The organism is Methylobacter tundripaludum (genome assembly GCF_002934365.1).
Taxonomy (GTDB): Bacteria; Pseudomonadota; Gammaproteobacteria; order Methylococcales; family Methylomonadaceae; genus Methylobacter_A; species Methylobacter_A tundripaludum_A.
The window spans coordinates 64,806-81,893 of sequence record NZ_PTIY01000004.1; the positions used below are offsets into that span (position 1 = coordinate 64,806).

At 49.2% G+C, this 17,088-nt stretch carries 14 protein-coding genes; 5 read left to right on the forward strand and 9 right to left on the reverse strand.

Annotated features, from left to right (window positions below; translation table 11 throughout):
- Window positions 1-133 precede the first annotated feature (133 nt).
- From B0F88_RS06150 to uvrB, 4 genes are all read right to left on the reverse strand, one after another.
- Entirely contained in the window at window positions 134-778 is a 645-nt protein-coding gene (locus B0F88_RS06150; protein WP_104423069.1) for a DUF2290 domain-containing protein, read from the reverse strand.
- 2 nt (window positions 779-780) lie between these two features.
- The gene (locus B0F88_RS06155; RefSeq protein ID WP_104423070.1) at window positions 781-2,889 is read right to left on the reverse strand and encodes a DEAD/DEAH box helicase; all 2,109 of its coding nucleotides are present in this window, start codon (window positions 2,887-2,889) and stop codon (window positions 781-783) included.
- On the reverse strand, window positions 2,886-3,152 hold the full coding sequence (locus B0F88_RS06160; protein ID WP_104423071.1) for a DUF2281 domain-containing protein: 267 nt from the start codon (window positions 3,150-3,152) through the stop codon (window positions 2,886-2,888). Before B0F88_RS06160 ends, B0F88_RS06155 begins: the two co-directional genes overlap by 4 nt.
- 146 nt (window positions 3,153-3,298) lie before the next feature.
- The gene (gene uvrB / locus B0F88_RS06165) at window positions 3,299-5,311 is read right to left on the reverse strand and encodes an excinuclease ABC subunit UvrB (protein WP_104423072.1); all 2,013 of its coding nucleotides are present in this window, start codon (window positions 5,309-5,311) and stop codon (window positions 3,299-3,301) included.
- A 283-nt stretch (window positions 5,312-5,594) separates the two neighbouring features.
- Between uvrB and B0F88_RS06170 the strand changes: the two genes are divergently transcribed.
- Window positions 5,595-6,776, forward strand: coding sequence for a pyridoxal phosphate-dependent aminotransferase (locus B0F88_RS06170; protein ID WP_104423073.1), 1,182 nt, complete (start codon window positions 5,595-5,597; stop codon window positions 6,774-6,776).
- A gap of 66 nt (window positions 6,777-6,842) precedes the next feature.
- Here B0F88_RS06170 and B0F88_RS06175 read toward each other — a convergent pair whose 3' ends face one another.
- The 3 genes from B0F88_RS06175 to B0F88_RS06185 form a co-directional block, all read right to left on the reverse strand.
- The gene (locus tag B0F88_RS06175; protein WP_104423074.1) at window positions 6,843-9,083 is read right to left on the reverse strand and encodes a hypothetical protein; all 2,241 of its coding nucleotides are present in this window, start codon (window positions 9,081-9,083) and stop codon (window positions 6,843-6,845) included.
- A 172-nt stretch (window positions 9,084-9,255) separates the two neighbouring features.
- Window positions 9,256-9,696: a VOC family protein gene (locus tag B0F88_RS06180; RefSeq protein WP_104423075.1), complete on the reverse strand. Its 441-nt coding sequence runs from the start codon at window positions 9,694-9,696 to the stop codon at window positions 9,256-9,258.
- A gap of 11 nt (window positions 9,697-9,707) precedes the next feature.
- Window positions 9,708-10,280: a DNA-3-methyladenine glycosylase I gene (locus B0F88_RS06185; RefSeq protein WP_104423076.1), complete on the reverse strand. Its 573-nt coding sequence runs from the start codon at window positions 10,278-10,280 to the stop codon at window positions 9,708-9,710.
- A 119-nt stretch (window positions 10,281-10,399) separates the two neighbouring features.
- On the opposite strand from B0F88_RS06185, the gene B0F88_RS06190 reads away from it, so the two are divergent.
- The 3 genes from B0F88_RS06190 to B0F88_RS06200 all read left to right on the forward strand — a co-directional run bounded on the left by B0F88_RS06190 (window position 10,400) and on the right by B0F88_RS06200 (window position 13,525).
- Entirely contained in the window at window positions 10,400-11,935 is a 1,536-nt protein-coding gene (locus B0F88_RS06190) for a thymidine phosphorylase family protein (RefSeq protein ID WP_104423077.1), read from the forward strand.
- Between the two features lie 19 nt (window positions 11,936-11,954).
- Entirely contained in the window at window positions 11,955-12,827 is an 873-nt protein-coding gene (locus tag B0F88_RS06195; RefSeq protein ID WP_104423078.1) for a ribose-phosphate diphosphokinase, read from the forward strand.
- A gap of 131 nt (window positions 12,828-12,958) precedes the next feature.
- Window positions 12,959-13,525, forward strand: a complete 567-nt coding sequence (locus B0F88_RS06200) for a HupE/UreJ family protein (RefSeq protein WP_104423079.1) — start codon at window positions 12,959-12,961, stop codon at window positions 13,523-13,525.
- A gap of 62 nt (window positions 13,526-13,587) precedes the next feature.
- Here the strand turns inward: B0F88_RS06200 and B0F88_RS06205 are convergent, their stop codons facing one another.
- Complete coding sequence (locus B0F88_RS06205; RefSeq protein WP_104423266.1) at window positions 13,588-13,920, reverse strand: ASCH domain-containing protein; 333 nt, start codon at window positions 13,918-13,920, stop codon at window positions 13,588-13,590.
- Between the two features lie 151 nt (window positions 13,921-14,071).
- On the opposite strand from B0F88_RS06205, the gene B0F88_RS06210 reads away from it, so the two are divergent.
- Window positions 14,072-15,091: a hypothetical protein gene (locus tag B0F88_RS06210; RefSeq protein ID WP_104423080.1), complete on the forward strand. Its 1,020-nt coding sequence runs from the start codon at window positions 14,072-14,074 to the stop codon at window positions 15,089-15,091.
- Window positions 15,092-15,256: 165 nt separating this feature from the next.
- On the opposite strand, the gene B0F88_RS06215 is transcribed toward B0F88_RS06210, so the two are convergent.
- Window positions 15,257-17,086, reverse strand: coding sequence for an ABC-ATPase domain-containing protein (locus tag B0F88_RS06215; protein ID WP_104423081.1), 1,830 nt, complete (start codon window positions 17,084-17,086; stop codon window positions 15,257-15,259).
- Window positions 17,087-17,088: the final 2 nt, after the last annotated feature.

Sequence of the window (17,088 nt, forward strand, 5' to 3'; positions counted from 1 at the left end):
AACCGCCAATCAAAACACAGCTCAAAAATAATCAGACATAAAAACCCCCGCTTGGATTTTTCCACGCGGGGTCAGGTTTATACTCCGTTTATGGCTGGTGCCTCATGGCGAATCCGTCCTACAGCTCTATTTGTTAATAAATGCCAAGGTGAAGTAAGGATTTTTCTTGATCCGTGATGGTTTTCGTGAAACGTTGACTGCTGATAATAAATTTCTGTGTATGTTTTTGAAAAGCAGGGTTATAAAAATTTCGTAATAGAAAGGTAATAAATATTTCAGGTGTTAGTGGTTCAGAAACTGGAATCCTGCAATTTTTATATTGCCCTAAAGTAGCATGAGTTTTTGGATGTTTTATGTCTTCAAAATTGTCAGGATCATAATCAAAACGAATAGGAAAAGTAACAATATTTCTTCCTAAAATATCAGCATAAATTTCATCATTTTCATAAAGGTCAGGTTCATTTTGAAAACTTTCTAAGGTGGGCGCTGGAAAAAAAGCTAACCGATGAGAAATCAGCTTGCTATCCTCAAAGCTATAAAGCATTTGAATTAAGGCACCATCAAGCATTTTGATATTGTAGTTTTTGGTTTCTTCCAATTTTCTGTATATTTCTTCATAAGCTATATTTTTCATGGCAATAGATACATCCTGCATACCCGAATAAGCAATACGTCCAAATTGACTTGAAGGAAAGTTTTGTTCTGCCGATAGTCCTATTTCAATCAGCTTCGCAGTTATTTTCTCAATTTGCCTAAGAATAATGACAGAATCTGGCATATTTAGAGCAATTCCTTTAATCTTGTTCTTAATTCTTCTGATAAATCTTCTTTGTGTATTTCGCCAATCATTAGACTTTGAAGTAAGTCATTTGCTGATGCAGATTTTTTTTGTAATTTTTTACGTTCTTGTTCTGTCATATCCCTATTAACTATATTGAGTTTTTTACGCTCTTCTGCTGTTGGATAAGTAAATTTAAGCTCAAACTTATTATGTTTTACTTCTTCAAATTCTTGTTTCAATGCCTGCATATTCTGTCCATAACCCAATACACGCACCCATGCTTTGCTTCGCGTTAATGCAGTAAATAACATATTTCGCTTTTGGGCTATATTAAAAGCGTCAAAACATTCCTGGGCGTTAATGATATAGACCATAGACGCTTCATTGCCTTTGGCGCGGTATATTTGCGTAAATACAACGGCATTATCTTTAAAAAATTCATCGGGGGTTGTAGTTACGCCAGCCAGATTAGAATTGATCCCTTTTTTAAATAGCGCTTCCCTTATTACACCTACAGCCCGTTTTGCAGTGTAAGGCTCAGGATGAATAACCATGATGTCGTCTAACTTTAATTCATCTTCCTTAATATTTTTTTCAATATCAGCGATTAAATAAGCAATTTGTTCCGCATCATTATTAAACGATTTAAATATAATCAAATCATCAATAGGTGAGTGTTTTTCTAAAAATTCGGGGCTGGATTTTTCATCTCTGGTTAAAGTGACTGGTTCACCATCCGCTAATTTTCCATCTTTAACTTTATAACCTACATCTTGCCAGAGTTGATGTTGATCAAACATCTGTATGAGTCCTTTTTTTCTGTAAATACCAAATCCTAAAGCATGAGCTGTGGCTAAAATGGGCCTGGAATTACGATAGCAAACATCTAAAACTATATCTTGCTTAGGCTTTCCTTGCGTGTTTTGTAAAGAAACAAATGGTTTATCAGAAGTATCTAAACCAAATAATTCTTCGGGTGATGGCATTTGTTTATTGCTGATATTTTGCAATTCATCATAGGCATATACCAAGCGTTTTGGCTGCTTTAATATCCCGTAACATAAACGTAAAAAATAGGGTGAAAAATCTTGAGCCTCATCAACCAAAACAACATCGTAATATTGCTGAAATGCTTTGATTTCGCTGTGAGCTTTTTCGCAAGCAACATCAAATCCCTTACCATAACTTTTTGCCATTAATTCGGCAGTCTTGAAATCAAAATACTCAATATTATGCTTCAGACAGATTTCATAATAGATACCACGTATTGAAGGGCTACCCCACGCGTGAATAATGTCAATTTTATCCCAATCTGGTTCTTCGTTTTTATGTTCTAGGGTAAATAAGGTAATGAAATGTTTAAATTGATTTTTAAGTGAACGGCTATTAAAAGTGACAGCTATACGCCAATCTGGATTTTTTGAATGTAAATAAGCAACTTTAAGAGCTAAAACAATTGTCTTTCCTGATCCCGCCAGTCCTCTAATACGCTGAACACCATCAACTGTTTCAATAACCGCAGTACTCTGTTGGCGGTCTAAATTAGCAATGGACTCTTCTAATTTTTTTAGTTTGGCGCCTTTGGAATCAAGCTTTTTAACATAGCCACGTTTATTTCTATTTCTTATGGTTGTAATAGATTGGATGACAGAAACCAGTTTTTGATAAGCCTGATTATCTTCCCAAGTCTTAGATTCCAGGAAATCAGCCAAATCGTTCTCACAAACCAAAATGGGGTGTTCAGAATGTATATCTGTGCGCCCTGTCCACGCAGACGCAAAGGTAGCAACATTTAATTGAACGGCTAAATTTCTCCCCTTAGTTAAATCCTTATGCTGCTTTAATTTAGATTCTAATTTCGTGTAGTTTTCATCTTGTATATCAGCGATTTCTATTCCTTCGTTATAAGCACCCTCGATAAGGTGAAAAATAACAGCACCGTGTCTATCGGAAAGTAATAATGCATCAATTTGATAGCCGCCTTCAATCGTACCAATAATTGGGTAACCTAAATACAGGTAGCCTTCTATATCGGTTCTTGTTTCAAAGTAATCAGCTAATCTTTGGCTGCTGATTGGCTTATCAGTACCGCCTCTAACAACAATCATTTTTTCAGCCCTACGCTATATCCGATGTCACAGTCTTGGCGTTGCTCATTTTGCCACTGTACGCCATCAACACCTGTAAAAACGCCCAGCTCAACGGCATTATCCAAGGCTTTTTCCAGTCGCTTTTTGCGTTGCTGCGGATCGGTTGTTAATCGGGCGTTGGCCTGTTTTTGCTCTAAAAATAGGACAAAATCAAAAACTTCCGCTTGTAGTTGCGGCGATAATTTCTCGGTATGCTGTTGTATTATTTCGTCTAAACGCATGTTTTGCTCATTTTGGTTAGTTATAAAAGGCAGGTATGCAGGCTCTGCCGTCCATTGTTCAGCCTAGCTGTATGTGTGTCAAGGTCGATGTGATTGACTAATATCGGAGCGGTTTTTTGCGTTGTTCCACCAAGCTTTAACGCTAACTACACCAACATCAACTCCTGCAAAACCTTAATCTCATCCCTGATCTTAGCCGCCTGCTCGAATTCAAGATTTTTCGCATGCTGGTACATGGCGTCTTCCAGTTGCTTCAGTTTCTTGCTAGCCTGCTTGGGCGTCATGGCCGCTTTATAGTCGGCAGGAAATTCAGCTACCTTGTCCAGCAGCTTGTTGGCGGGGGTCATGCCTGCGCCGGGTATCGATACTTGCATAATATCGGTGACCGACTTGAAAATGGTCTTCGGCTCGATATGATGCTCGATATTGAACTGGTGCTGCTTTTCGCGGCGGCGCTCGGTTTCATCGATCGCCTGCTGCATCGATTTGGTGATTTTATCGCCGTACAAGATCGCTTTGCCGTTGGCATTCCGCGCCGCCCGGCCGATGGTTTGCACCAGCGACACGACCGAACGCAGGAAGCCTTCCTTGTCGGCGTCCAGTATCGCAACCAATGACACTTCCGGTATGTCCAGCCCTTCGCGCAACAGGTTGATGCCGACCAGCACGTCGAACTGCCCCAGCCGCAAATCGCGGATGATCTCGACCCGTTCCACGGTATCGATGTCGGAATGTAAATAACGCACCCGAACTCCGTGTTCCATCAGGTATTCGGTCAAGTCTTCGGACATCCGCTTGGTCAGCGTGGTTACCAGCACCCGTTCTTTTACGACAACGCGCTTGTTGATTTCCGACAGCAAATCATCGACTTGGGTGGTGGCCGGGCGCACTTCCACGACCGGATCAAGCAAGCCGGTCGGCCTGACCACCTGCTCGGCAAAAACGCCGGAATGCTCCCGTTCGTAGGGGCCCGGCGTTGCCGACACGTAAATCCGCTGCGGTGCTCTCAACTCAAACTCATCGAACATCAGCGGGCGATTGTCCAGCGCGGACGGCAGCCTGAAGCCGTATTCGACCAGCGTTTCCTTGCGCGACCTGTCGCCCTTGTACATCGCGCCGATCTGCGGCACGGCGACATGGCTTTCATCAATAATCACCAGCGCATTGTCGCGCAAGTAATCGAACATGGTCGGCGGCGACTCGCCCGAGCTTCGACCGGACAGGTAGCGGGAATAGTTTTCGATGCCTGAGCAATAGCCGACTTCCAGTATCATCTCAATATCGAACAGCGTCCGTTGCTCCAGCCGTTGCGCTTCGACCAGTTTATCCAGCGAGCGCAATTGCTCCAGGCGTTCCTTGAGTTCCACCTTGATGGCTTCGACGGCTTCCAACAGCTGCTCGCGCGGCGTGACATAATGGCTTTTCGGGTAAATCGTATAGCGCGCCAGCCGCCGGATGATTTCGCCGGTCAGCGGGTCGAATAACGACAAGCGTTCCACCTCGTCATCGAACAGCTCTATCCGTAACGCTTCGCTGTCCGACTCGGCCGGGAACACGTCGATGACCTCGCCGCGCACCCGGTAGGTCGCCCGGCGCAGGTCGATGTCGTTGCGGGTATATTGCATTTCCGCCAGCCGCCGCAGGATGTCGCGCTGGTTAATCATGTCGCCCTTGACCAAGTGCAGCACCATCTTGAAGTACGATTCCGGCTCGCCCAAACCGTAAATGGCCGAAACCGTGGCGACGACGATGGTATCGTCCCGTTCGATTAGTGCCTTGGTCGCCGACAAGCGCATTTGTTCGATATGCTCGTTGATCGCCGCATCTTTGTCTATGAAGGTGTCGGAGGCCGGGACATACGCTTCCGGCTGGTAATAGTCGTAATACGAGACGAAATACTCGACGCTGTTTTCCGGGAAAAACTCCTTCATCTCGCCGTAGAGTTGCGCGGCCAGGGTTTTATTGGGCGCCATAATCATCGCCGGGCGCTGCACTTGGTTAATCACATTGGCTATCGTGAAGGTTTTGCCGGAACCGGTCACGCCGAGCAAAGTCTGATGCACTTCTCCGTCATTCAAGCCCTCGACCAGGGCTTGTATCGCGGTAGGCTGGTCACCGGCTGGCTGGAAACGGCTGTGGAGTTTGAACTTCTTTTTCACTTGGATTTCTCAATGAATATAACTGCTTTATCGTTCCCATGTTTCGGCATCACTGCCATGATTTAAGGATTTTACCGTTCGCCCTGAGCTTGTCGAAGGGTGAATGGTAAAATCCGGTTCGCGTTGACTTAAGCCGTTCATGCTTCGACAAGCTCAGCACGAACGGCTTAAGTCACGATCAACTTCTCAATAAACATGTATTTTTAACACCTTGTTGTTAGTAAGCCATTATACATAATGTATAATCCTCTCCATCTTTGGCATTGATTTTACACGGGGAAACATGAGCATCAAACTTTCTAACAGAGTCCAGGCAGTTAAACCATCACCTACTTTGGCGATTACCGCCAGAGCCGCGCAAATGCGTGCCGCAGGCAAAGACATAATCGGCCTTGGCGCCGGTGAGCCGGATTTCGACACCCCGGATCATATCAAGGCAGCGGCGGTTAAGGCTATTGAAAACGGCCAGACCAAATACACCGCAGTCGACGGCATAGCCAGCCTGAAAAAAGCCATTATCGCCAAGTACAAGAACGATAACGGCCTCGATTACCAGCCTAACCAGGTCCTGGTTTCCTGCGGCGGCAAACAAAGCTCATTCAACCTGACCCAGGCCCTGCTTAACGCGGGGGATGAAGTCATCATTCCCGCGCCGTTCTGGGTTTCCTATCCTGACATGGTGTTGTTGGCCGACGGCGTGCCGGTGATTATCGAAACCACCCAGGCACAGCACTTTAAAATAACGCCTGAACAGTTGCGCGCCGCCATCACCGATAAAACCCGGTTAATCTTTATCAACAGCCCGTCCAATCCGTCCGGCGTTGCGTATAACCTGGAAGAGCTGAAAGCCTTAGGTGACGTGCTGAAAGATTTCCCGAACATTATCATCGCAACCGATGATATGTACGAGCACATCCTTTGGAAGAAAGGCACGTTTGTTAATATTTTAAACGCGCATCCCGAACTGTATGACCGCACCGTGGTCATGAACGGCGTATCCAAAGCCTATTCGATGACCGGCTGGCGTATCGGTTATGCCGCAGGCCCTGCGGATTTGATCGAGGCGATGACCACTATCCAGTCGCAAAGCACCTCCAACCCGACGTCGATTTCGCAACATGCCGCCGAAGCCGCGTTAACCGGGGATCAAAGTTTTATCGACGATATGTGCGTTGAGTTTAAAAAGCGCCACGATTATGTCGTCAGCGAACTGAACAGTATCGACGGCGTTGAATGCCTTGAAACCGACGGTACTTTTTACGTGTTCCCTAACGTGGAAAAGCTGATTGCCAGACTGGATAACATCGATGACGATTTGGGTTTTTCCGAATATTTGATCGAACAAGCCGGTGTCGCGTTGGTGCCGGGTTCCGCGTTCGGCACGCCGGGGCATATCAGGATTTCGATAGCCACCAGCATGGCGAATCTGCAAAATGCGTTGGAGCGGATTAAGAAGGCGATTTAAGTCTTTTGTAGGTAAATTGATCGGGGCGGGGGACGGGCGCAATGCCGCCGCCCCGGCCCCGGTCGGCTATTTACCAGTCAGCAGGCCGCCTAGAGCCGCCAGTTGATTGATCTCGTTTTTACTCGAAGTTTTAACGGCCTCCGCCTGAATGCCGTCCGCAAACTTATTGGCAACATCAAATTGCAAAGCTTGTGCGGAATTTTTGGCAATAACGGCGAGCACATCATCTTTGGCGCTCGATGCAGGCAGGCTGCTGAGTTCTTTTTCCGCCAGTGCGATTAACTCGGAGGCTTTGGTTGAATTATCCGTTCTGGCGTAGTGTCCGGCTATACGGCTTGCAATAATGGCTTTGTCGGCAGCCAAGGCCATAGTGGGAAGCTGGCCTTCCGCCAACTCCAAGGAATAACCGGCAATGCTGGGGTCGTAGCCGGCAATCAAGTCAAAGGACATGGCTTTATAGGCCGCATCCTGTATGTCTTTGTTGACGGCTAAGGCGCGGTTAATGGCGTTGTTTTTTAGCAATATTTGAATGACTCGATAGAGTGCCGCACCTTGTTGTTCTTTTGGAATGTTTTGCTGCATTGTCGGTTGCAGCTGATCGATATAGGCATAAGCTTCGATCAGCTCTATTAGGGTTTCGGTTTTTATCTTGCCGAGAAGGTTTTCGGTGCTTGTCAGCCATTTGGCGGCGCCGGCTCCGTCATTAATGTCATGATAAGCCCGTCCCAAGGCAGCGCGGGCGCTGACTTGCTGATCCGGGGATTCCAGTTTCGCCAGTAAGTTATCAGCCTGAGAGAAATAACTGTTAGAGGCTTCAACGTTACCGGCTTTAAAGTTATATACGGCGAGCTTTAACGCCGATTTTAATTGTGTAGTTGCATCCGGTATTTGTTTCAAGACGGTATCGGCGCGCGTCAGCAGGTCGTTCTTTTTGCTTATGCGGGCTTGATAAAACCCGGCCTGGGCCAGATAGTCGGCCTGATTGGCTGGGAGCGCATTAATCCTGGCTTCGATGGCGGCGGTAATATCTGTCACCAGTTTGTCCTGGCCTGCTTTTTGAGCTGCATCCAACACTAGCGCTGCGGTATTGATGTAGCTTTCGGTATCGACAACGTGTTGCCCTAACAGATAGGCGTCATTGAAGGAATTACGGCTTATTAGGCTCTTTACACGCCGATCGAGAAATAAATCCCACTCCTGGTTGTTAACCCCGTCGGACAGCAGAGAAACGGTAACAGGACTGATTTTATCAGCCGTATTCGTGGCGGCGGCAGTGCCGGTGTTTGTAGGGGTTACGGTATTTGGAGCGATACCGCTATTTGACGCGGCGGAGGCCGGTTTTCCCGCTCCGGGCGCAGCGTTTTTGTTCATATTATTGGCGAGTTTATCCGCATCCATACCAAAGGCGTTAAGCACTTTATTGGCTTTATCATGGGTGTCTTGCAGCGACATCTGTCCGTCGGTCTGTCCGGTTGCTCCGGCAGCAGGGATGAGAGCGCCTCCTTCGCCAACGCTACTGACGCCGACATCGCTATTGGCTGTGTCAGGAGTATTTTGCACTGATACCTGGCCGTCGGCAGGGGCAGCTGCAACGATGGCGCCGCCCTCTCCAACGCTGCTGGCGCCGGCATCGACTACGACTGGCTGAGGATTCTCTTTTTTAATGCCGAAAAGATAATACCCTGCCTCCACTGCAATAAGGACAGCCGCCACGCTACCGCCGATAAGCAGCATTTTTTTCATGTTCTTCTGTTTTGGGTCGCCGAAAAGCTCCTGCCGAACCTCGTCTTCTATTTGCTGCTTGCGTCTTTGTTCGGCTTCTTTTTTCAGTTGTTCCGCTATGTCCTGTTGTTCCTTGGTCTGGGAGGCTAATAGCCGCCTTTTCAGCGCTTCTTTTTCCTCTTGCTGTTTAAGCTTATCCAGGTAGTCATTGATATTGACAAAACACTTGCTGCATTTTACCGGATCCGGGGCATCCTTATCCAAGGTGTGTTTGAACTTACAATGCGGGCAGGTAAAAATGCGGGTGGTAACATCCTCCCTGCCTTGCGTCAGAGAAAGCTCGGGGCCTCCAGCTCCCGGTTTATAAACGCAAATAAGGCCCGCTTTATAAAGAGTTCCCTGGATTTTTTTGGCCTCTTCGCTGTCAACATTGCGGCGGATGCACAGACCCGAGCCTGTACCCCATGCGCTTTCAAGTTGTTCCTCTTTGATTTTAAAAATCTGGCAGGCTTTTTGTTTAATTTGTTCCGCATCGTCCATGCTTTCCGGGCGGATACCTCTTATAAATACATCGTATGAAGCCATGATTTTTCTCAAAAAGTTAACAAAAGGTGTCTGTTTTCAATGCTTAAGAAATAGAATCCAAAGTGAGGCGCAATCTTAACAGACGATTAGGGGTAATGGTAGTCAACGTGCTAAGGCGCATCTTATGGGAAGCGGCAGTGATATTTTCACGAGGACATTTAACCATATGCTTTTACCAACTCCCGGTATTCTCCATAGAAAGCCACGGTTCCTCAGGCGGCAGCGATGCGCCTTTTTGCAGAAGCTCGATGGAAATCTTATCCGGCGAGCGTACAAACGCCATATGTCCGTCACGCGGCGGGCGGTTGATGACCACGCCCGCATCCATCAGTTTTTTGCAGGTTTGGTAAATATCATCGACTTCAAACGCCAAATGCCCGAAGTTGCGACCGCCCTGATAATCCTCGGTATCCCAGTTATAAGTCAGTTCCAGCAACGGCGCGTGCATTTTTGCAGCTTGGTCGGCATCCTGCGGCGCATGCAGATAGACCAGCGTAAAACGTCCGGCTTCGCTGTCCATCCGGTGGGACTCGACCAGACCGAGCTTGTTGCAATAAAAGTCGAGGGATTCGTCCAGGTCACGAACCCGGACCATGGTATGCAGATAGCGCATCGTGTTGCTCCTTATGAAGAGTGGGTTTTAATTTCGGTATGCCGGTAACAATCGATAGTGTGATCGTTGACCATGCCGGTCGCCTGCATAAAGGCATAACAAATGGTGCTGCCGACAAATTTGAAGCCGCGTTTTTTAAGATCCTTGCTCATCAGTTCTGAGGTCGGCGTGGAAGCCGGAAGATCGGCGGCGGTTTTCCAGGCATTGTGCAGCGGTCTGCCATCGACGAATTGCCAGATGTACGCATCGAAGCTGCCGAAATCCTGGCGGATCTTCAAAAAAGCCTGGGCGTTGGTGACGGCCGCATTGACCTTCAGTCTGTTTCTGACTATCTCGGGGTTAGCCAGTAGTGCGTTGATTTTTTCCTCATCGTAGCCCGCGACTCTTTCAGCATCAAAATTGTCGAAGGCTGATCTGTAGCCGTCGCGCTTGTTCAAAATGGTTGACCAGCTTAATCCCGCCTGAGCGCCTTCAAGGATCAGGAACTCGAACAGCAGCCGGTCGTCATGCACCGGAACGCCCCATTCAAGATCGTGATATTGCTGTTCAGACGGGCTGGACAGCGCCCATGTGCATTTTTTCATTGGTGTTCCTTAATTTTACGAATGATGCGTTTCACTCGGTTCCGCGCATCCTCCAGTTATTGACAAGATCCGGTTCAAACCGCATCATCAATCCACTTATCCGCCGACTATTTTAAACCATGAGTAATGACACCCTGCAAGTTCGCCGTATCGGCATTGACACCTATCATGAAAACGTCGCTTATCTGAACCGCGAGTGCGGCGTCTACCGGGCCGAAGGTTTTCAGGCGCTGTCTAAAGTCTTGATCAGCACCAACGGCTCCAAGGTGCTCGCCGTTCTTAACGTGGTTGACGACAGCTCTATCGTTCAGCCGGGGGAACTGGGCCTGTCAGAGCAGGCATTCAGCCGGCTCAGTGTGGCCGAGGGCAGTCTGGTCACCGTCAACCATGCGGAGCCGCCAAAGTCGATGGATGCGGTGCGCCGCAAAATCAACGGCGAACGCCTCGATCAGGATGATTTTAACAATATAACTAACGACATTGTTGAAACCCGCTACTCGAAAATGGAAATGGCGGCATTCCTGGTCGCGACCGGGCAAAACAATCTTGACCGAGACGAACTGTTTTTTCTGACCCGCGCGATGCTGCAATCCGGCGACAGGATGAACTGGCATGAAGCGCTGGTAGCCGACAAGCATTGCATCGGCGGCATCCCAGGCAATCGCACCTCGATGCTGGTCGTGCCTATTGTCGCCGCGCACGGCATGTTGATACCGAAGACCTCCAGCCGCGCAATCACCTCGCCGGCCGGCACGGCCGATACCATGGAATTGCTGGCCGAGGTCAACCTGACGCCGGAGCAACTGCACGAGATCGTGGGCAAGGAACGCGGCTGTCTGGCCTGGGGCGGCACGGCCAAGCTCGCACCGGTCGATGACATGCTGATTTCTGTCGAACGCCCGCTGGGCATCGATTCTCAGGGACAAATGGTGGCGTCGATTCTGTCCAAAAAACTGGCCGCCGGTTCGACTCATTTGCTTATCGATATTCCGGTCGGTCCGACGGCTAAAGTGCGGCACATGAATCAGGCGCTGGCCTTGCGGAAGCTTTTTGAATTTGTCGGCGACCGGCTCAACATTCATCTGGAAGTGATGATTACTGACGGCCGCCAGCCGATAGGGCGGGGCATAGGCCCGGTACTGGAAGCGAGAGACATTATGCAGGTGCTGAAAAACGATCCCGATGCGCCGTTCGATTTACGCCAGAAATCCTTGCAGCTGGCCGGAAGGATCATTGAATTCGATCCCGATGTTCGCGGTGGGCAGGGCTATGCCATTGCCCGCGATATACTCGACTCAGGCCGGGCCTTGGCCAAAATGGATGCGCTTATCCGGGCGCAAGGGGCTAAAGTAATCGATCTGCACCCCGGCAATCTTTGTCATGAGGTTGTTGCCGATTGCGACGGCGTAGTCATCAGTATCGACAACTTTCAAATGGCGACCATCGCCCGGCTTGCCGGAGCGCCGATGATGAAAAAAGCAGGCGTCGATTTATTAAAAAAAATGGGGGACCCGGTAAAAAAAGGCGACGTCTTATACCGCATCTATGCCGAATTCCCTGCCGATTTTAAATTCGCCCAGGATTTAGCGAACAGCAACAACGGCTACACTCTAGGCAGCGATGAACAAATCATCAAATCGCTGATTGCTTTTTAACCCGGAACAATTCCAGCTTATGATGATACTCGCCTTCCCCGATTACTTAAGCCAGGCGCAGCGCTTGGCTGTTCGGCTTGATGTGCCGCTGATCGAGGCCGCCGTGCATCATTTTCCCGACGGCGAAAGCTTGGTCCGCCTGCCGACCTTGCTGCCGGAACACCTTATTATTTGCCGCAGCCTTAACCAGCCCAACGACAAACTGATCGAATTAATGCTGTGCGCGACCACGGCGCGGGAATTAGGCGCTAAACGATTGACCCTGGTTGCGCCTTATTTGAGCTATATGCGCCAGGACATCGCCAACCGGCCCGGCGAGGCGGTCAGTCAGCGCATTATCGGCAGGCTGCTTGCGGATTTGTTTGATGACGTGCTTACCGTGGATCCGCATTTGCACCGTATTTCGTCATTAACCCAGGCGATTCCGATAAAAAACGCGATCAGCCTGACCGCCGCCGATGAAATGGGCGCTTTTTTAAAACAACAATTCAAGCATGCGATACTGTTGGGCCCGGACAGCGAATCGAAACAATGGGTCGGAGCTATCGCGGGCAAGATCGGCTTTGATTATGCGATTGCGACTAAAAACCGGCTCGGCGACAGACAGGTTGAAATGGCTTTGCCCGATAAAGATTATCGCAACAATCCGGTGGTTATCGTAGACGACATGGCCAGCACCGGCAGGACGCTCGCCAAAGCAGCCGGTCTGCTGCAAGCGGCAGGCAGCCGGGATATTTATGCTATCGTCACCCACGCCCTGTTTTGCGGCGATGCTTACATCCATATTCTTAATGCCGGCGTCAAAACCGTCTGGAGCACCGACAGCATCGACCATCCGAGCTCCTGTATCCAACTCGACGCCCTGCTCGCGGATGCGCTTAAGGCTCTTTAATCGACAAGGCGTCGATAAAGCGTTGACAGACCCCAGGCCAGTTAATAGACTGGAACTTTTTTATAGTAACGATAGACGGCGAGCCGGCTGGTCATCGTTTACCGGTTAATAATTTTAAGAGGACTCCACTTATGCGTATTAAAAACTGGCTGATCGCCGCCTTGTGTTTTGTATCACCCTCACTTTATGCACACACCGGAGGCCACATTGACCACAGTTTGATCAGCGGTTTGCTGCACCCTTTAACCGGCATCGACCATTTGCTGGTATTAATGGCGGTTGGCTTGATTGCGGCTAAGCAGGGCGGAAAAGCCTTGTTTGCATTTCCGGCTGTTTTTGTTGCATTGATGGCGGCAGGCGCGGTGCTTAATGTTTATGCGGTTCAGATACCGTTTGTCGAATCATTAATCGCTTTATCGTTAATCGCGTTCGGCCTGTTGGTTACTATCGGCCAGAAGCAACGCGCTAAAATATTTTTTCTGGGGGTATCGTTTTTTGCCGTATTCCACGGCTATGCCCATGCGGCGGAAATTCCTGCCGAGTCCAGCGCCGCGCTGTATTTTTCGGCGTTAATGCTGATGAGCTTGGCTATTTGTCTGGGCGGCTGCGTATTGGGACTGAGCACAGGCAAGCGCATCAACTACCTGTTCTCATTAGTGTGCTTAAGCAGCGGCTTGTATTATTTAGCCGGCGCTTAGTCAGACATCAATATTAAACCCTCGCGTTGAATAGCCGAGGGTTTTTTGTCCATCAGCGTTAACTAATCCGTCTTGACCGTAAAACTATGCACCCATACCAGGGCGTCTTCATTCCAGGTCATTCCAGCATGCATTTTCAAGATAATGTCTCGGTACATATCCAGGCTGGGGTAGCCTTCCGCCCTGGCGTCGGCATCGGTCATATCGCCTAAACGCTGGCGTTGCAGATCGGTAACAACAAAAGTCATCCCGTCCAGGTCGAAAGTTTCGCCGGGCCAGCCATATACGCCGTCACGACGCTGCTGCGTTTTTATTCCGGCTTTTGTTGCTTCTACCAATTTCGCATGAGTGACCAGACGGTCTATCGAACAGGTTTTCTCAGGGTAAGCGTCCATTGTTGATCCTAAATCTAACATAAAAATTTCATTATACACCAAGCGTCCTGTCCTGTAGCCGTGGTCAGCGGCGGCTATTTTCGCATATCGTCTAAACTAATTCGGATGTTAGCCGATAGCCTGGAAAATAAACTTTCTCGGGCCAAAGCTAATGATCATAAAAAGTTCCGCCATCCAATTGGGCAGCAGGCATCAGTCTTTAAAAAGTTTTCAAGAATCCGAGTCTTTGCGGTCCTGGAAAACCGAACGGCAGACGAGGCCTAGCCAAAAAGAACAGCTGGCGGATACGCTAAGCCTAAGCAGTTCCGCTAAAACTCTGCACATCGATACGCAATCGGTGGATCTTAGTGAAAACCTTGACGCCAACCAGAGCGTTAAACTGCTGATTGTAAAACACATGGTTAAAGCCATAACCGGCCAGGATTTTAAGCTGTTTTCGCCGAGTGAACTGACTGCCGACACCGGCAGTATTGAGATAACAACAACGCCGCCTTCCACCGGCGCCGGCCTTGTTTACGAGCATCGCACCGTTTACCAGGAATCTGAAAGCGCCGGCTTTTCCGCCGTTGGTTCGATCCAAACACAGGACGGCAAAAGTATCGATTTTTCGGTTAAATTGAATATGAGCCGCGAATTCCGTTTGGAAACCAGCCGTTCGATCAGGCTCGGCGAGCCCGAACAGAAAGTCGATCCGCTGGTGATCAATTTTGACGGCAATGCGGCGGAACTGTCGCAAACACGTTTCGAATTCGATATTGACGCCAACGGCACGACCGAACAAATCGCCACATTAAGGCCGGGCAGCGGTTTTCTGGCGCTGGATAAAAATCAGGACGGCGTTATCAATAATGGTTCCGAACTGTTCGGCCCGAATTCCGGCAACGGATTTTCGGAACTGGCCAAGTATGACAGCGACAGCAATGGCTTTATTGACGAAGCCGACCCGATCTATAACAGTCTAAGAATCTGGCAGCGGCATGAGGACGGCAGCCAGCAGCTTATTGCGCTGGGTGATAAAAACATCGGCGCTATCTATCTGGGACACGCCACCACGCCGTTTCAATTACGCACCGCCGATAACCGGTCGCTGGGCGAAGTGACCGATACCGGCGTTTATTTAACTGAAGACGGTAAAACCGGGACTATCCAGCAAATTAACTTCAGCGTATGAAATACCTAAGGATCGTGCATAAATTAATTTAGGCAATTACCATGAAGAGCATGAAGGACATGAAGACTTAAACCTTTCATGCCGCTTCATGTCCTTCATGGTTAAAAAATGAAAAATAAAACTTGCTCAAGTTATTTCATGCATGTTCCTAAACGGCATCTATTGTTAATCCGCCGAGCGACAAGACGGGCTTGGAGCTTGTTTTTCATTATCCCTCTTAAAGGCCTTCCGTGACGCTTCATGGTTTTGTCCGTCGTTCCGAGCAATTCTTAGCGACCTGATTCTGTTAATAGCCGCAGCCAGCTCATACTTGCGCGGCATCGAAAGGGTGCCAGGGTAATCGGGCTCCAACACAGCCAAGCCGTGCTTGCTGATTTCGCCTTCCAGCCAGTCTATCCAGAAACGAATCGTCTCAGGCTCGTCGCCCGACTGTTTTAGTTTAGTCCGCAGCGTATACAGGCAATAGCCGATGGCTAGAAGCTGCGGCGCTTCCGCAATTTGCGCCACCGCATCCAGATTGACCAAATCCATGCCGTATTCAAGTTGCCTGGGCGCGTTGCGTAAAGCTTTTATGCGCTTGGGCATCCTTTTGTCCAGGCGTTGATTGATATAAGCGGGGTCGAAATTATCGGCCGCCAGACGGCGCGATCCGGCAAAATCCGGGATAGCCTGATCTTCTTCTATCGCGCCAAGTCTGTCCCGCACCTTGGCGCTAATATCAGCGCAACGGTAGTTATCCATCAGCAGACAGGTATCGGCTTTCTGCAAAAAATAGCCTAAGCCCCCGACTACAAAAATCATCGAGACATGCTGTTTCTTCCACAATGACCGTACCGTGGAATAGAGCGGCTTGATCGGTTCCTGCTTGGCATCCAGGATTTTTTTGATCAACTCATCACGCACCAGGAAATTGGTGGCGCAGGTGTCCTCATCGAACAACAGCAACCGGCTGCCGCTTTCGATAGCCTCGACAATATTGGCCGCCTGCGAGGTGCTGCCGCTGGCGTTGTCGGATGAAAAGCAATCGGTTTTAACGCCGTTCGGCAAATCGCCGATAAAAGGGCTGATGTCGACATCCCGAATGCTGCGGCCCTCTTCAGCCCGGATAAAAAAAGCATCCTCCCGGGTTACCACATATTCCCGGCCGTCGCCCGGAATATGCGCATAAACCCCGGACAAAATCGCCTGCATCAAGGTCGATTTGCCGTGATAGCCGCCGCCGGTAATGCAGGTGATGCCTTCTTTAATGCCCATGCCGGTTATGCTGCGGCCGTCGGATAAGGGAATCGTTATTTGCAGCGATACGGGGGATTGAAAGGTTTTGACAGACTCGCACAGAGCAGGCAGGTCATCGACGCCGCTATGCCTCGGCAGCTTTGCGTCGTTGGCGATAAAAGCGACCAGGCCATGCTGCCGCATAAATTGGATGATTTGACGGCGGTTTTTTTGCAGATCAACAAACCGCTCAAGCTGTAGCCGGGTTTGCCGGTCGTAGTGTTGATAAAAAAAACAGTCATCGACAATCGCAACCAGTTCCTGATGCAACATGATCCACGCCTGCTCCGCATCAAAAACGCCACCTTGCCCTTTAGCCGGCAGGCTGATGATAAAGCGCAAACAAACGGCATCGTCGCCAAACAAAACGCTGTCCCTGCTCAGCATCTTTTGGCTCAGCGCAATCGTGTCAAACGAACCGCTGCCGTCTTTACCCCGGTTTTGCAGCGCAAACCGTGTTATCCCCTGACGAAAGCGCCGGATCAAGAAATCCGCTGCCGCCAGTCTGCATTCGGCGGCCTGCAAAAAGTCTTCGGGAATTTTGCTGTGTTGCAGCGGTATTTTTACCGAGGCAATCGACGCAGGGTTGGCGCCGGGGCTGCCCTGCATTTTGATAAAGTTGAGTTCAAACCGGGGGAAGCTGTAAGTACCGTACAGCTGCTGTATAGCCAGGAAAGGCTGGTCGGCGATAGAATCGAGTAACGCATATAACTTATTCACAT

Bases quoted from the DNA above. Each gene is read 5' to 3' on its own strand.
- B0F88_RS06150 (WP_104423069.1), bottom strand. From the start codon at position 778: ATGCCAGATTCTGTCATTATTCTTAGGCAAATTGAGAAAATAACTGCG.
- B0F88_RS06155 (WP_104423070.1), bottom strand. From the start codon at position 2,889: ATGATTGTTGTTAGAGGCGGTACTGATAAGCCAATCAGCAGCCAAAGA.
- B0F88_RS06160 (WP_104423071.1), bottom strand. From the start codon at position 3,152: ATGCGTTTAGACGAAATAATACAACAGCATACCGAGAAATTATCGCCG.
- B0F88_RS06170 (WP_104423073.1), top strand. From the start codon at position 5,595: ATGAGCATCAAACTTTCTAACAGAGTCCAGGCAGTTAAACCATCACCT.
- B0F88_RS06175 (WP_104423074.1), bottom strand. From the start codon at position 9,083: ATGGCTTCATACGATGTATTTATAAGAGGTATCCGCCCGGAAAGCATG.
- B0F88_RS06180 (WP_104423075.1), bottom strand. From the start codon at position 9,696: ATGCGCTATCTGCATACCATGGTCCGGGTTCGTGACCTGGACGAATCC.
- B0F88_RS06185 (WP_104423076.1), bottom strand. From the start codon at position 10,280: ATGAAAAAATGCACATGGGCGCTGTCCAGCCCGTCTGAACAGCAATAT.
- B0F88_RS06190 (WP_104423077.1), top strand. From the start codon at position 10,400: ATGAGTAATGACACCCTGCAAGTTCGCCGTATCGGCATTGACACCTAT.
- B0F88_RS06195 (WP_104423078.1), top strand. From the start codon at position 11,955: ATGATGATACTCGCCTTCCCCGATTACTTAAGCCAGGCGCAGCGCTTG.
- B0F88_RS06200 (WP_104423079.1), top strand. From the start codon at position 12,959: ATGCGTATTAAAAACTGGCTGATCGCCGCCTTGTGTTTTGTATCACCC.
- B0F88_RS06205 (WP_104423266.1), bottom strand. From the start codon at position 13,920: ATGGACGCTTACCCTGAGAAAACCTGTTCGATAGACCGTCTGGTCACT.
- B0F88_RS06210 (WP_104423080.1), top strand. From the start codon at position 14,072: ATGATCATAAAAAGTTCCGCCATCCAATTGGGCAGCAGGCATCAGTCT.